13 protein-coding genes are annotated in these 16,180 nt (G+C 29.5%); 1 reads left to right on the plus strand and 12 read right to left on the minus strand.

Annotated elements, in window-relative coordinates; all coding sequences use genetic code 11:
* Positions 1-206: 206 nt before the first annotated feature.
* From OCV55_RS13570 to OCV55_RS13595, 6 genes are all read right to left on the minus strand, one after another.
* Positions 207-1,697 (minus strand): NAD(P)H-hydrate dehydratase, encoded by a 1,491-nt coding sequence (locus OCV55_RS13570; protein ID WP_147580887.1) that lies wholly within the window; start codon positions 1,695-1,697, stop codon positions 207-209.
* Between the two features lie 67 nt (positions 1,698-1,764).
* Positions 1,765-3,348 (minus strand): transposase, encoded by a 1,584-nt coding sequence (locus OCV55_RS13575; RefSeq protein ID WP_267309952.1) that lies wholly within the window; start codon positions 3,346-3,348, stop codon positions 1,765-1,767.
* Positions 3,349-3,547: 199 nt separating this feature from the next.
* Entirely contained in the window at positions 3,548-4,963 is a 1,416-nt protein-coding gene (locus tag OCV55_RS13580) for a C40 family peptidase (RefSeq protein WP_147580889.1), read from the minus strand.
* 195 nt (positions 4,964-5,158) lie between these two features.
* Positions 5,159-6,667 (minus strand): C40 family peptidase, encoded by a 1,509-nt coding sequence (locus OCV55_RS13585; protein ID WP_267309953.1) that lies wholly within the window; start codon positions 6,665-6,667, stop codon positions 5,159-5,161.
* A gap of 191 nt (positions 6,668-6,858) precedes the next feature.
* Positions 6,859-10,086: an ABC transporter permease gene (locus OCV55_RS13590; RefSeq protein ID WP_147580890.1), complete on the minus strand. Its 3,228-nt coding sequence runs from the start codon at positions 10,084-10,086 to the stop codon at positions 6,859-6,861.
* 2 nt (positions 10,087-10,088) lie between these two features.
* Entirely contained in the window at positions 10,089-10,793 is a 705-nt protein-coding gene (locus OCV55_RS13595) for an ABC transporter ATP-binding protein (protein ID WP_119363925.1), read from the minus strand.
* Between the two features lie 63 nt (positions 10,794-10,856).
* Between OCV55_RS13595 and OCV55_RS13600 the strand changes: the two genes are divergently transcribed.
* Positions 10,857-11,384, plus strand: coding sequence for a metallophosphoesterase family protein (locus tag OCV55_RS13600; RefSeq protein WP_147580891.1), 528 nt, complete (start codon positions 10,857-10,859; stop codon positions 11,382-11,384).
* Here the strand turns inward: OCV55_RS13600 and OCV55_RS13605 are convergent, their stop codons facing one another.
* From OCV55_RS13605 to OCV55_RS13625, 6 genes are all read right to left on the minus strand, one after another.
* Positions 11,385-12,656, minus strand: coding sequence for an FtsX-like permease family protein (locus tag OCV55_RS13605; RefSeq protein WP_147580892.1), 1,272 nt, complete (start codon positions 12,654-12,656; stop codon positions 11,385-11,387).
* Positions 12,656-13,426 carry an ABC transporter ATP-binding protein gene (locus OCV55_RS13610; RefSeq protein WP_032089879.1) on the minus strand — a complete coding sequence of 257 codons (771 nt, stop codon included), beginning with the start codon at positions 13,424-13,426 and terminating at the stop codon, positions 12,656-12,658. Before OCV55_RS13610 ends, OCV55_RS13605 begins: the two co-directional genes overlap by 1 nt.
* 1 nt (position 13,427) lies before the next feature.
* On the minus strand, positions 13,428-14,723 hold the full coding sequence (locus OCV55_RS13615; protein ID WP_147580893.1) for an ABC transporter permease: 1,296 nt from the start codon (positions 14,721-14,723) through the stop codon (positions 13,428-13,430).
* 9 nt (positions 14,724-14,732) lie between these two features.
* The gene (locus OCV55_RS13620; protein WP_119363929.1) at positions 14,733-15,155 is read right to left on the minus strand and encodes a MarR family winged helix-turn-helix transcriptional regulator; all 423 of its coding nucleotides are present in this window, start codon (positions 15,153-15,155) and stop codon (positions 14,733-14,735) included.
* 174 nt (positions 15,156-15,329) lie between these two features.
* Positions 15,330-15,659: a phenylalanine--tRNA ligase beta subunit-related protein gene (locus OCV55_RS14185; RefSeq protein ID WP_394802871.1), complete on the minus strand. Its 330-nt coding sequence runs from the start codon at positions 15,657-15,659 to the stop codon at positions 15,330-15,332.
* 263 nt (positions 15,660-15,922) lie between these two features.
* On the minus strand, positions 15,923-16,180 hold a 258-nt coding region (locus OCV55_RS13625; RefSeq protein WP_147580895.1), incomplete at its 5' end, for a pyridoxal-phosphate dependent enzyme.

Consider the following 16,180-nt stretch of genomic DNA (forward strand, 5'->3'; position numbering starts at 1 on the left):
TTATTCCTGTATTTGACACACATAATTAAATGATAATTAAGCATGAACACTGAATGATTATTAGTATCAAGTTCCATAGCAATATCCTTTCTAAAATTAAGTACGACTGAATGTCTTTTATACTTATAATATATCACAGCTGCACATCTAAAACAACATCTCTTATAAAAACTATAAAAGGAGCTAGATCCCTCCCTACGCTTCGCTTAGAGGAAGGGGATTGCGCTCCTATTTTTGTTCAATTTTTTCATCATTTGAGGAATTTGGTCAATTACTTTTGAAGCAACAACCGTATAATTTTCTTTATAGACTTCATCACCACATAAACCATGTAAATACGTTCCTAAAATAGCCGCATCTTTTGGCAAATAACCTTGTCCTAAAAAGCTACTAATAATTCCAGCAAGTGTATCCCCCATACCTGCAGATGACATTCCTTTATTTCCTGACATAATACGATATGTTTCATTTCCATCACTAATAAGAGTATGTGGACCTTTTAAAACTAAGGTAACATGATATTTTTTTGCAAATGCATTCGCTTGATCTACCATTTCACTTGTTTGCTTAAAATCCACAAATCTTTTAAATTCTCCATGATGTGGTGTTAAAATCCAAGAGGAATGATGATTTTCTAATAACTCTGGATGTTTTGCAAGAATGGTCAAGGCATCACCATCAATCACAACTGGAACTTGTGTATGACTTAAAAGTTCACAGACAAAACGTTCACTATCTTCATTTAAACCAAGTCCACTTCCTATAAGAATTGCATCTTTCTCTTGTAATAAATGTTCATCAAAATAATATCTTTGACATGATGTTGCCTCTGGACAAAATAAACTTAAAGAATCAATTACTTTTTCATTAGACCAAACCGTAACCAATCCACTTCCAGCATAAACAGCTGCTTTAGCTGCTAAAAGTGCAGCTCCTCGATAATGATAGCACCCTGTTACATGCATAATTCTTCCATAAGTTCCTTTGTGTCCATCATATAAACGTTCTTTTATATGATATTTAGCCCATTTAAAATCAATTGGTTGTGAAAATAGCATTTCTTCATGAAAAGATTTAGCATCTAATAATTCTAAAATCACTTTCCCTGTATACATTTCACTTTCTGGATTTAAAAAAGCAAGCTTATAAGCTGTTAACGTTATTGTTTGATACGCACAAATACAGCTATTATAAGGTTTTCCTGTATCAGGATTTAAACCTGTAGGAATATCTATCGCAATAACATCTACCTCTATATTATTTATAAGATCAACAACATATTTAACAATTCCTCTTAAATCACTATTAAGCCCAAAGCCAAATAATGCATCAACTACCACATCAAAATGTGGAACACTTTTTTGAAATTCTTCAAGTGTTTCTTCACTTACAAATAAACACTCTATCGATAAAGATTGTGCTTGGTCAAGATAATATCTATTTGCTTGACTGAGTTTTTCTTCTTTTCCAGTTAAGCAAAGTAATACCTCTTTACCTTCTTGGTGTAATTTAATTCCTAATGAAATCCCATCAGCACCATTATTCCCTGGTCCACAAACAATCATAATACGTTGATACTTATCAAAATGTTTCAATAAACAATCACTGGCTTTATCTACTAATTGCTCAATTGAATAGCCATAATCCAACAATGCTTGATCATATCTTTTTAATTGACTACTTGTTGCAATATACAAAAAAATCACCCTCTTTAGATATATTATATCGTTTTTAAAGGCAAAAAAAAAGGGGCTGTAAAGAAACCTAACCTTTTGGATTAGGTTCATCAGCCTCTTTTTTTAGCTTTTTTCTATTTACTTTATTCGATAATCTTTTAGCACTTGGTTTTTTCTTTGTTTCTGGTTGTAAATCATTAGGTGCAATCCAAAATTTATTTTTTGATTTTGCATCATAAAATTTAAATAGTTTTCTAATATTCAAACCTAGACAAACCATCATAAATTCCGTCGATACCTTATCCAGACTTGTCCTTGTAAATCTATCAAAGGGCATATCTTGTTTTATCATTCCAAATGTTCCTTCTACTTGGATACTTCGATTTACTCTCAATTCGATTCCTTTAGGAGATAATAAATTTTCTTCTGATTGGTTTATATATTTTTGAAGTTCTATTACAACTTCAAACATTTTAAAATTTTCTTCCTTTTTGTTCATCCATCTCTTACAGTAATCTTTAAAATCACAGGAATTGCATCCGTCTATTCTAAAGAATGTTGAATTTGATTTTTTTGGATGCCTATTATCTAATTTTACAATATGACCGATATTGCCATTTAAGCATCTAATAGCTGTTTCATTTATCAATACATATTGTGATGGATTTCTTCCGCTTATATTTCCTTCCCAAGAAAAATATTTGACATAGTTTCCAATGTTATGGTCATGTAAGTACCGATAATTATTTAATGAACCATATCCTGAATCAAAACATAGATATTTTGGATAAATACTGTAGGATTCATAAAATTTATCTAAAGCAGGTATCAAATCTTTCAAATCGGATCTTGATTGAGAAACATAATATGTAGCAATCAGCCCTTTACAAACGATAATTTGTGTATTGTATGCAGCATGTGTATTCGTTCCCAATCCAGAATAATAGTCTCTTTTCAAACACATAGCAGTAGCATCATGATCTGTTTTGTAGTATGAATTTCTATCTGGTCCACATATTTTCTCCTTTTCTTCATATTCTAGTGATTTTATTAAAGCAGATTTTAAAAATTCATAATCCTTAAATATTTCCTTATTTGATTTATCAGATATATCTATGTTTGAAATCAAATTATTAAATTTTGTGATTTTGTCTGCAATAGTAGTTGCCGGTATGATTCCAGTTTCAGGAACATTTCTACTCAATTCATATTTTGATAATATAATCCTTATTTTATCACTCAACTTTTGATGGTATTTTGTTGGCTTCCAAACAAACTTATACTTATTTGCATCAGCTTCAAACTTACTGCCATCTAAAAAAGCTGTATTAAAATCTATATTACATTCATCTCTAATAGCATCAGTTATCTTACTGAATAGACTATCACGATTTGGAACAATAAACTCATTATAGAATTTACCAATAGAAGTATGCGAAGGGATAGTGCCATCCATAATATTTATAGCTCTTAGATCAAATTTACAAAAAGTTTCCATATCTCTCAATGAGGTATGTCTAAATGCATACGCATAAGCAATTAAAACTATTAGCTTGTGTCTGTCAATTAAAGGTCTGCCACCTTTGTGATATTCTTTTGAATAAACATCATCTATTAAATCAAATACTCCAGATTTCTTAAAGATATTAAATAATTTATCTATTTTTTCCATTTCCTTCGCTCCAATAGCGTAGGAAGGTATAAAAAATACATTACGTGTGATAGAATACATATGTAATTTATTATGTGAACAGTAATATATTACCAAAAAAGTAGCTCCAGGTTCGATTCCTCGAGCTACTTTTTGCGTTAAAATAAAAAAAGCTATAAAGAATGCCTAATCCAAAAGATTAGGTTTCTTTACAGCCCCTTTATTGATATCTAAGTCCACATGTAAATTTACCTACACCAGAAGAAACTTTAACAACATCTCCTGTATGTGGTGCATGAACATATTGTCCATTTCCAATATAAATTCCTACATGTCCTGAACGCCATAAAATATCTCCAACTTCAAGTTCAGATAAACTTACTACTTTTTTAGCAGCAGCTTTTTGTTCTGATGAAGTTCTTGGAATATAAATACCATTTTGTCTATATACCCATTGTGTAAATCCTGAACAATCGAATGAATTAGGACCAGTTGATCCCCATACATATGGACATCCTGTTTTAGAAAGACCTGTATTAACAATTCTTTCTCCAGAGAATGTTACTTCCACTTGTAATTGTACTTCTGATTTATTACCTGCTGAATCCACACCTGTATATATGACTGTCTTTACTCCTGTTGTAGAAGTATCAATTGTATTGAATGAAATCTTATCTTTCATATCACCATCTAAGTTATCTACGGCAGATGTAATATATGATTTTAAATCAACATTGCTTCCTTTATCAACAGATACTTTATTTGTTGATAAAACGATATTTGGTCCAGTAATATCTTTAACAGTAGCATTCAATGTTACTTTTGATGAATTACCAGCGCCATCAGTAGCAATAATTGTCATTTCTTTTTGTTGATTTAATTGTTTAGTATCAATTGTTTCTTCTACTTTAGGTTCAATATTTGTATCTAAGTTATCACTAATTGATACATAGTCTTGCCATTTAAATTCACTACCATAATCTACTGTAATATCACTTCCTGATTTTAAAGTAATTTCTGGAGCTTGCATATCAGCAATAAAGAACTTAAACGCTTCTTCAGTTGTATTACCACTATTATCACTTACTGAAACATTAATTGTTTGTGTTCCTTGTTTTGAAGTATCTAATTGTTTATCACTTTCGATAAATGGTGTCACATCTCCATCTACATTATCCACTGCTTTAATATATGAAGATAAATCTTGACTACCATAAACTGGTACTTCAATATAATATCCATCATTTGCACCTAACATTTTTAATTTTGGTGCTTCTTCGTCAACAACATCTACTTGAATTGTTTTAACATCAGTATTATTAAACTGATCTGTTGCACGCACTTCAACTTGATATGTTCCTAATTGTTTAACATCTAAGGAATCATCATCAGCTTCTACTAACAGCTCACTTCTACTATCATGATTATCAACAACATCAATTGCATCCGTATCAAACTTTTCACCGTAAGGAATTTGAATATGACTTGATACAATCTCAGGCTTTTCATGATCCACACCAGCATAACCTACTAACATAAATGCAGCTACCCCAGCGATTGGAATAAACATTGCTTTTCTGTTTTTAATTTTCTCATCAAACAATGTTTTGAGCTTGGTCTGTATGTCTGTTTTCATAATGTTCTCCTTTTGAATTTTTTTAACCGTCTATTATCATAACACATTTTATTTGAAAATGCAAATTTGTAGAATTTATCAATCTTTTTTCAATTTTATTATACCCAAACAATCAATAATTAGTTTCATTCATTATTAAAAATATATTCTTTTAAAGTACAAAAAAAGCCGTGATTTTTCCACGACTTTTTAATATTAAGGTCTAATTGCGCATGTAAAGCTACTTACACCAGATGAAACTTTTACAACATCTCCAGTTTGTGGAGCATGAATGTATTGGTTACCACCAATATAAATTGCTACATGTCCTGGTCTCCATAAGATATCCCCAGGTTGTGCACTCGAAATACTGATTACAGTACCAGATGATTTCATCGCACTTGATGAATGTGGTAAAGATTTACCAGCTTTAGCATAACACCATTTTACTAGACCAGAGCAGTCAAATGTATTTGGTCCTTCAGCACCCCATACGTAAGGGCACCCAAGTCTTGAATAGGCAGCACCTACAACTGATGTTCCGTAATAATTTGGTCTAGAAGTAGTACCAATAGCTACAGAACCTTTCTTAGAAGAAGTACGTACCGCATTAACTTTTACAGTTAATGACGCACTACCTTGATTTCCAGCAGCATCACTTACTGTATAAGTAGCTGTATAAGAACCAGCTTTTGAAGTACTTACAGAAGGAATTGATACTTTTCCTTTTACATCTCCATCTTTATTATCAGTTGAACTTGATAAGTAGTTAGATAAATCTAAACTTGCTCCTACGTTTACAGAAACTTCTGATTTTGATAAAGAAATTTTTGGTGCTTCTGTATCTTTTACAGCAACATTCAATTGAGCAGAAGATTCATTACCAGATGAATCAGTTGCTTTAATTGTTAAAGTTTGTACACCATCTTCTTTATGGTTATCAATGCTTCCTTCTACTTGAGGTTGAATGACACCATCAAAGTTATCTGTAACATCTACATAATCAGATAAGTTAAAATCTGACCCATAATTTAATGTAACATCTGCACCATTTTTCAATGTAACCACTGGTGCATCATCATCAGTCACAGCAAAATCAATTGTTTTTTCTGTTTCATTTCCTGAAACATCTGTGGCTTTTAATGTAATTGTTTGTGTTCCTAATTTAGAAGTATCTAAAGTTTTATCTGCTTCAATAAATGGAGTCACATCACCATCTACATTATCAGTTGCTTTTACATAACTTGATAAATCACTACTTCCATTAACAGGAACTTCAACTACATAACCTTCATTTGAACCTAAAGTTTCAAATTTTGGACCTTCTTGATCCACTACTTTTACTGTAACTTCTTTTGTTGTTTCATTATTAAATGAATCAGTAGATGTTACAGTAACCTTATAATCTCCTAATTGTTCAACATTTAATGATGCAAGATCGGCACTTACTTGAATGTCTTCTCTGCTATCACGATTGTCAGTTACATCTACAGTATCAACATCAAATTTTTCTCCATAAGGAACCTCAATTTGATCAGATGTGATTTCTGGTGCTTTTGTATCAGCAGCAGCGTATCCTACTAACATAAATGTTGCAACACCTGTAATAGGTATAAACATCGCTTTTCTATTGACAATTTTTTCTTGGAAAAACTGAGTTAACTTCTCTTTGACTTTGTTTTCATCTACATATTGACTAACTCTTTCCTTAATATTTCTCTCCATTCGTCTCCTCCTTTCAACAAATACAAATGTATTATAACGTAAAATCAACTAAAAATCCACCCTTTGCCCTGTCTATACAAGTAGTAAATCCCTTGAATGTCAACCATAGTAAAGGATTTAGAAGATTCAATTTTTTTTAATTTTTTTTGAAAAAATCCTTAATTTTACGTAATCCTAAATAATATTTATGATTACTCTATGCTTTTCAAAGACTCAACCATGTCTATTTTTTTAAGAACTCTTCGCATATAAAGATTAATTAAGAATGTAAATGCCATTGTTAAAATAATAGCAATCATATAGCATCTGATATTAACTGTTCTAATAAACATCGCCATATCTACTTCAACCGTTCTAATCAAATAAGTATGAATAATCTTACCAAGACCAAGTCCAACAATCGAACCAATAAAGGCTAAAATAATGTTTTCTCTAAAGACATAATCATAGACTTCTTTTGGATAGAAACCTAAAACCTTAATCGTTGCAATTTCACTTTTTCTTTCTTGAATATTAATATTTGTTAGATTATATAAAACAATAAACGCAAGTGCACCTGCACAAACAATTAAAATAAAGACAACACTATCTAAACTTTCCATTTGACTATAGAATCCTTCTGAAATACCACTGACATATTGAATAGAAGTAATATTTTCATGATGATCACAATAATTTGTAAGTTTCTTTTCACTTGCTTTTTTATTTAATTTAAAATATTGGCTATTATAATGAACTTCATCTTTGGTTAAGTTTTCATAGTATTTTGGAGACATATAAATATAATGTCTAAAATAAAGCTTATAAATACCTGCAATTTTTACTTTATAATCTTTATTATCTAATGATAATGTAAATTGATCACCAACTTTTAAATCTAATATTTCAGCAAGTTTTGCATTGATGTAAACACCATCATCTTTAAGATTTAAAGTCTTGCCTGTTTGATAATCACTCATATGAATATATTGATCAAAATCTTTTGTTTCACTTGGAATTTCAACTGTTACCATTTGTTGATCAATCGTGATCGTTTTATTGTAAATACCCATTGTCGATTTCACTTGAGATTGCCCTTTAAAATCATCTTGTGCTTGTTTTTTTGTCGTTGCTGTTAAATCATCTTTATAATTTACAACACCATCATAAATCCACATATTGCCATATTGTTCGCTTGCTAGTGGAGAAACAGAATACTTGATTCCAAAACCAATAACGATCAATGCTGTACAACCTGCTATTCCAATAACAGACATAAAGAATCTCTTTTTATATCTAAAGATATTTCTCATTGTTACCTTTTGATTAAATGATAATCTCTTCCAAATAAAAGTAATTCTTTCAAGTAATATCCTTTTCCCTAGCTTAGGCGCTTTCGGTCTTAAAATTTGCGCTGGAACAGCTTGTAATTCTTTATAACAGACCATAAAAGTGACAAATAAAATAATCACGACTGAAATAATATATGTTTGTATACATGTTGCTAGTTCAAAAATAATACGTGTTGGTGCTCCTATATCAAACATCATAATACGATATAAATAGTAAATAATACTTGGGAAGAAATATGTTCCAAAAACAATTCCAATACTACTAGCAAAGAATGTTGCTAAAAAAGCATAGATCAAATATTGCATAATCACATCTTTTTTCTTATAGCCCAACGCTCTTAATGTTCCATTTTGTACTCTTAGTTCTTCAACCATTCTTGTCATTGTTGTCATTGAAACAAGAGCTGCTACTAAGAAAAAGAGCACTGGGAACAGAATTGATAAAGCTGATATTGAATCACAGTTACCACTATAACTTAAGATTGCTGCGCTTTCATTTTTAGTTAAGGTAATGATTTTTCCTTTTTGTAAATCAGCTACTTGTTGTTTAGCTTCATTTAAATCACTTTGTGCTTGATCTAATTTTACTTTAGCTTCTTCTAATTGTGGTAAGTTACTATCTAAAGTATTTTTAGCTTCGTCTAATTGTTTTTTAGAATCAGCAAGTTTGATTCCTGTTTGATCTAAAAGAGCTTTAGAAGCCTTTATTTTTTGATTTGAGGCATCTAATTGTTGTTTACTTTGTACAAGTTGAGCATTTGTTTGATCTAAAACCGTTTTATTTTGATCTAGTTCTTGTTTAATAACAGGTAATTGTGTTTTTAAAGTAGTGATTTGTGTTTCATTTTGTTTTAATTGATCATAGCTTACAATCAAAGTTTGTACTTGTTGATAATAAGGTGAATCACTTGGAATATTTTTAGCTTGTTCATAACCACCAAATTGACTTAACGCAGCTTCAACAGTTTGGATAGATGTATCATATTGACCAACTTTTTCTACATAATCTAAATAAGTCTGGTAACCTGTTTGGTATTGTTTAAGTCCTTCTTGGTATTTTTGATACCCTGTTTGATATTGACTTAAACCAACTTGATATTGTTTTAAACCACTTTGGTATTCTTTTAAACCTTGTTGATATTGAAGATATCCTTGATCATATTGTTTTTTACCATCAAGATATTGATTCATACCATTTTGATAAGCATCCATTCCCTCTTGATATTGTTTTAGACCATCTTGATACTCTTTTTCACCATCAGCTATTTTATTCAAAGCATCTTCTTTTGTTTGATTGTAAAAATCAAGATTATAATCTTTTAAAATTGCTTTGATTTTTTTATTGATTGGTTTTACATACTCATCATAATCATCATCAAATTCATATAAATGATTTTCATTTTTTAAATGAATACGCAAATCATTATAAAAAGTCTTTTGATCATGTAAATCAAACAATTCATTAGGAACAGCCATATGTTCATTTCCTTGATTTAAAACAAGAATAAACCCACTATTATTCCCATCGCCTAAACTGTTTGTACCTCTTTCTAAATTACTTACATAACGACTATCATTAATGATTCCTACAATTTTATATTCTTTTTTACCATAATCATTTTCTAAAGTAATTTGATTATTTAATTTCAAAGATGATTTTTTTATATACTGATAATCCATCAAACATTCATTATCTTTTTGAGGGTATCTTCCCTTTAATAATTCAGGTAGGTCTACCCCCTTTGAAAAATCATCATCACTATAAACTGTCATCCCGATATTTGCTTTTTCATCATATGACATTAAAGCATCAAAGCGAAAACCATAATCAACAGCTTCTACTCCTTTTACTTTTTCAACTTTTTGAATAATAGATTCATCAAAACCATATGTTGCAATATAGTTCAAATCATTCCATTTATATGTTTGTAAATAATCGTGCATTGATTCTTTCATAATCAAAGGACTTTGTCGAAGTCCTGCAAAAAATGAAGCTCCTAAAAAAACAATACAAAAAATAGATAAAAATCGTGCTTTTGTTTTTTTAATAATTCTTATTTGATTTTTAACATAAGCATTTCTTTTCATTATTACCACTCAATTTCTTGAATAGGTTGAGGATGTTCATTTAAAAACATTTGATCAACCTTTCCATTTTTTAAATGAATCACACGATCTGCCATTGGAGCTAAAGCACTATTATGAGTAATCACAATAACTGTCATTTTATACTTATCACACATTTCTCTAAGCAAAGCTAAAATAGCTTTCCCTGTTAAATAATCTAAAGCTCCCGTTGGTTCATCACATAAAAGTAATTTAGGATTTTTCGCAATCGCTCTAGCAATTGCTACACGTTGTTGTTCTCCACCTGATAATTGCGCAGGAAAGTTATTCATGCGATTTTCTAGCTCTACCCTTTTTAAAACCATTTTTTCATCTAAAGGATCTTTAGATATTTGTGAAGCAAGTTCAACATTTTCTAAAGCTGTTAAGTTTTGCACAAGATTATAAAATTGAAACACAAAACCAATATCATCTCTTCGATATTGTGTTAATTTCTTTTCATCATATAAAGCCACATCTTGACCATCAACCATAATAGATCCACTTGTTGCTTGATCCATTCCTCCAAGAAGATTTAAAATCGTTGTTTTTCCAGCCCCACTAGGGCCTACAATAACTACAAATTCTCCTTTATTAACTTCAAAATTCACACCATTACTTGCATGAATTTCAATATCTCCTACTTTATATGTCTTTTTGACATCTTTAAACTGAATAAAAGAATCCATAAAATACCTCTCTTTCTTATTTTATGATAAAATAATTATAGCATATTTAACGGAGGTACATTTATGAAAATTATGATTTTATCCGATAGCCATTCAATGACAAAACAAACTCTTTTAAACTTCATCAACCAACATCCAGCTGATTATTACATTCACTGTGGTGATATTTATATGCCTTATTCTCCTTTAGAAATAGATAATTTCTATAATGTAAGAGGAAATAATGATTTTGCGGATATTCCCAAAGATTTAACCCTTACAATCGACGGTTTAAATTTTTTTATTTGTCATGGTCATCTTTTTCATATAGATGAATCTATGTATGATTTAGAACAATATGCATTAAATCATAAAATAGATGTTGTTTGTTTTGGTCACAGTCATAATCCTACTTGTTATAAAAAAGAAAATACTCTTTTTATTAATCCAGGAAGTGTAACTTTTCCTAGAGGAAATTATCCTCATCCTACTTATTGTATTTTTGATACGGAAAATCACGAAGTTCAATTCTATGATTTAAAAGAAAATCAGCCATGTAATCCTTTTGAAGTAAAGAAAAAAGAATCCTTTTTTAAAAGATTCTTTAAATAATTATTTTTCCATAATGATAGATGTTGGTAAAATACTCTTATAAAGTTTGATACTTAATAAATAGCTTATTAATAATGGAACAATTTGAATTAATAAAATAATTAAAAATAAATAGAACGTAATTTTAGCTTTAATAAGTAAATTACATAAGATAATGATTTGATAGGATAGCGGCAGTAAAAGAATAACTCCATAGAAACAAATCATTTCTTTTTTTATGATCTTTTTTAATTGTTCAATAGAAAATCCTAAACAGCAAAGATTTTCAAAGTTTCCTTTTCTTTTATAAAGTTCCATTCCTATTTTAAAGACAATCGTTAAAGCCATTAAAATCATCACGGAAACATAAGACATTAAAGCAACCATTGAAACAAGTGGCTGTTTTAATGTATAGACTGTAATACACGTAAGTAAAACAGAAGATAATAAAGAAATAAGTAAAAGGCTAAAAATCTTTTGTAGATCACTATGAAAGAAACCATAAGCAATCAAATCTACAGAATTTTCTAATGATTGATTCTTTTGCCTTTTTCGAATATATTCTGGTAATACTTTTTTAATAAGCCCTGATATTCCTATTAAACCAAATAAAGCTATAAACATATAAGAAGTTGAATCTTTCACAAATAAGAATAAAACCATTGGCACAAAATAAAGAATAATAAAAACTTTACTCGTAATTTGTGGACCTTTTAAACCACTTAAATCTATTTTATTTTTATCATGAATCATAGAATTAATCGTACTTCTAACACAATACCCCAAATTCAACATAGAACACCACATAACTTCAAAAGCAAGAATCATAAATGTTGCTGGAAAAGTTTGGCTTGATAAATAGAAAAGCTGTCCATTATATTTAAATGTCATCATAAACAAAGAATTGATTGTTGGAATGAGTAAATAACCTAAAACAAGACCTAAAGGAATCGCACAAAGCATAATCGTAAAGACTTGTAAGAATAAGTAGAAGCCTAATTGATAAATACTTGCTCCTGACATCAAAATAATCGAAATTTCTTTTCCTTTATTAGAAACATAAAAGTTATTTGCGAGAAAAACACAAAGCATAGCAATAACAATCACAAAGACTGCAATCGGTGTCACAAAGGTTGTATCATCTTTTCCTAAATGAATACCTGAATAAGGATTAAATGTAAGATTAAAAAAAGAGAATATAAAAATAGTTGTAAGTAAGAATGTCAAAAAGTAGAAAATACTTTTTGACATATCTTTTTTTAATGAAATCAAAGATAACTTAAAAATACCCATTATTCAAACAACTCTTGTGATTCACTTGAATTAATATCAACTATTTTATAAAAATATTCTTTTTGAGATAAACCTTCTCTTTCAATTGTACGATCAATAATGCCATCTTTAATATAAAGAAGTTTTGATGAATAAGATGCAATCTTACTATCATGTGTAACCATTAAAATAGAAACCCCTTCTTTTTCATTTAATTCTTTAAAAAGCGATAAAATCTCATGAGAATTTTTACTATCTAGATTTCCTGTTGGTTCATCAGCAACAATCAATTTAGGATTAGTAACTAAAGCACGACAAATAGCTACTCTTTGTCTTTGACCACCAGAACATTCATTAGGAAATTTATCTAATGTTTGTTCAACATTTAATTTTTTAGCAACTTCCTGAACTCTTTGCGTAATTTCTTTTTTATTGACATTTGCAAGAGTTAGAGGAACAGCAATATTTTCAAAAATCGTTAAACTATCTAATAAATTAAATTCTTGGAAAATAAAACCTAAATTTTCATATCTAAATTTACCAATTTCTCCTTCAGACATCACACGTACTTCTTTTCCATTAATAAAGACTTTTCCTTTTGTAGGAATATCAATAGTTGAAAGATTATTAATAAAAGTTGATTTTCCCGCTCCAGAAGGACCCATAATACATACGAATTCCCCTTCATACATCGTAAGTGAAACTTCATGTAAAGCTTCAAATAACGTTTTTGTCCCTATTCCATATATCTTAGTAATTTTATCAGCAACAAGTATTTCTTTTCTTTCCATTTTATTTTCCTCCTTTAATTGGTTTAACAACTGCATTTATATATTGAACATAAGTAATAAATCCTGAAACAATAATTGGAATAATATAAGATAAAATATAAATATAAGCAAATTGTAATGACATATCTCCATAATAAATAAACCGACCTGAAATAAACATAATATAAACAAGCGGTATAAGTATCAAAACAAAGTAATAACTGATAACTTCTTGTCTTACTATTTTTCTAAGTTCTTTTCTGGTATATCCAATCTTCCATAAATTCACAAATAAAGTTTTTCTCGTTAATGCTTCCATTGATAGCTTATAAATGATTGAAACGACTAATAAAACAACCACTACAATATAACCAATAACGCCTGTGGTAAATTCTCGTGGAGAATTTTGGTTTGCTGCAAGTACTGCTAACATTCCAGTTACAGCAACGGTCATTAATGAAAACAATAACAAAGATCTTTGAATCGAATAATTTAAGTTAGAAATAGAAATTAAAACATATCTTTTAGTAAGAAAAATACCTCTTTTAAGATTTCTTACAAAATCAGGTAAAACATAGCGAATCACTCCTATTGCTCCACCTAAGCCAACAATCGTTGGAGCAATATAAGCTGTTGGTTCATGGGGATTCATAAACATCATCACAATCCCAAAAACATATATTCCAAAAAATAAAACAGCTTTACTTTTCTTTGTATTTCTTTTTACTTTCATTTCTTTTTCTTGCGAAAGTAACGTTTGAATATCATTTTTATGTAAAAATCCTGCTGTTAAAACACAAATCATTGATAAAACAATCGCTACAAGAATAAATGAATAAAGATATGCTTCTTGAGGAATATAAGAAGGATCTTTATGTACACCTAACATTTGATACATATAGGCATTAGAAAAGGGAACAACACATCTTCCTATTAAAATACCTAGTGGTGTTGCTAGAAGCAACAAAGTGAATGTTTGATACAAGACATACATTGTTGAATTAATATAGCCAGAACCTGACATTGCCATAATAGCCAGTTCTGTCGTCTTTCTTGATAAAAAGAAATCATTTGCAAAGAAGACCATAAAACAACAAAAACAAATAATCAAAAACGATAACACAGATGAAAATGGCATTTGTACGTCACTCCATGTCCCACCACTTCGAGCAATCGCTTGATCAGCTAAATCCGGATTATTAATAATATTGAAAAACACAAAACATACGGCAACCGCAAATATCAGAGTAATTCCATAAAATAAACTCTTTTTATAGTCTTTGACAAGCATTCTCATTGAAAATTTAAAAATTCCCATAACAACCTCCTATTTAAATAATTCTTTAATTTTATCTATTGAATGAATACAACTTTCTATTTCTTCTTCAGATAAAATCATTTTCATTTTATTCATGATATCTTGATAGATATCTTCTGTTTCCTGAATCAAATTTTTTCCTTTATCCGTAATAACAATACGTGTATGACGTTTATCAAAATGACTATTTCCCATTAAAAGCCAACCTTTATCTTCTAAACGAAAAACAATTCCCACAACTGTCGAATGAGGCAATTGAAAATTTTGACAAATCGTTTTTTGATAAACCGATTCATTTGTTTGAGCTACAAAACGAATAATATTTAATTCATTGAATTTAAGCCCATAAGGTTTTAGCTTCTTATTGGCATACTTATTCATCTGTGTCGTCAACAAATCTAACACCACCAGTGCTTGATATTCTTGGTCCATACATATCCCCCTTTTCCAATTATAATAGCGCTTACAAGCAAGCACAATAAAAATATGTCGAATTCGACATTTTTTTAAAACTCGGTTAAGATCCATATCTTTTTACATGTTATCCCTTAAATTTTAATTTTTTCATAAAATAAAAGACATTCTAGAATAAGTTCTAAAATGTCTTTAAAGTATTTCATCAGTTCCCCCTAAATAATAAGTCACAACTGTAATTAATTCTTTAGCTATATCTTTTACATATTTATCAGAGGTTTCTTTATTGCCTTGAACAATAAAGAAAATATCTTTGCTTTCATTTGTGACTTTTGTTTTATCTACTTGTCTTATTTCACTATAACAAATAATATCATTGGCATCATCTATATAACTATAAATACCTGCCTTAACCTCTTTAGCTTCTTCACTCCCTAAAGGAATATAGTTTTCATTTCCTTGAGTTAGTCTTAAAGTAATATTTCCCTCTATTTTATCTAAATCATGGCTCCTAAAGCTAATTTAGTATCCATAGAAATTAAATTATAGAGATCAACTAAGGGGTTGATTTTATGAAATTCTTGTTTCTTTAATAGATTTTTTAAAATACGTTTAACATGAACATCTATATAATCATTTAAAGAGGAAGAATACACTGTATTATCAATATCATGTATTCTTACACCTTTAATTTTAACTCTTAAATCAAGTACGTCTTGTTGTACTTAAATTCAAATTTTCGATTCATCCCCTATTTTCCTTTTAAAAAAGGAAAAATAATTTCCCTAATCTTGAATTAAAGGTGTTGATAAATAACGATCTCCACCATCTGGTAATAAGACGACAATTGTCTTCCCTGCATTTTCTTCTCTCTTGGCTAGTTCTTTGGCTGCATATAATGCTGCTCCTGATGATATCCCTACTAAAATTCCTTCTGTCTTTGCCATTTCTTTTCCTGTCGCAAATGCATCTTCATTTTCTACTGTAATGATTTCATCATAAATCTTTGTATCCAATGTTTCTGGTACAAATCCTGCCCCGAT

It is taken from the genome of [Clostridium] ammoniilyticum (assembly GCF_025566905.1).
Taxonomy (GTDB): domain Bacteria; phylum Bacillota_I; class Bacilli_A; order Erysipelotrichales; family Coprobacillaceae; genus Faecalibacillus; species Faecalibacillus intestinalis.

Excerpts from the sequence above, each read along its gene's own strand:
- OCV55_RS13610 (WP_032089879.1), bottom strand. The coding sequence starts at position 13,426 with ATGGAAAGAAAAGAAATACTTGTTGCTGATAAAATTACTAAGATATAT.
- OCV55_RS13590 (WP_147580890.1), bottom strand. The coding sequence starts at position 10,086 with ATGAAAAGAAATGCTTATGTTAAAAATCAAATAAGAATTATTAAAAAA.
- OCV55_RS13600 (WP_147580891.1), top strand. The coding sequence starts at position 10,857 with ATGAAAATTATGATTTTATCCGATAGCCATTCAATGACAAAACAAACT.
- OCV55_RS13595 (WP_119363925.1), bottom strand. The coding sequence starts at position 10,793 with ATGGATTCTTTTATTCAGTTTAAAGATGTCAAAAAGACATATAAAGTA.
- OCV55_RS13620 (WP_119363929.1), bottom strand. The coding sequence starts at position 15,155 with ATGGACCAAGAATATCAAGCACTGGTGGTGTTAGATTTGTTGACGACA.
- OCV55_RS13580 (WP_147580889.1), bottom strand. The coding sequence starts at position 4,963 with ATGAAAACAGACATACAGACCAAGCTCAAAACATTGTTTGATGAGAAA.
- OCV55_RS13615 (WP_147580893.1), bottom strand. The coding sequence starts at position 14,723 with ATGGGAATTTTTAAATTTTCAATGAGAATGCTTGTCAAAGACTATAAA.
- OCV55_RS13605 (WP_147580892.1), bottom strand. The coding sequence starts at position 12,656 with ATGGGTATTTTTAAGTTATCTTTGATTTCATTAAAAAAAGATATGTCA.
- OCV55_RS13575 (WP_267309952.1), bottom strand. The coding sequence starts at position 3,348 with ATGGAAAAAATAGATAAATTATTTAATATCTTTAAGAAATCTGGAGTA.
- OCV55_RS13585 (WP_267309953.1), bottom strand. The coding sequence starts at position 6,667 with ATGGAGAGAAATATTAAGGAAAGAGTTAGTCAATATGTAGATGAAAAC.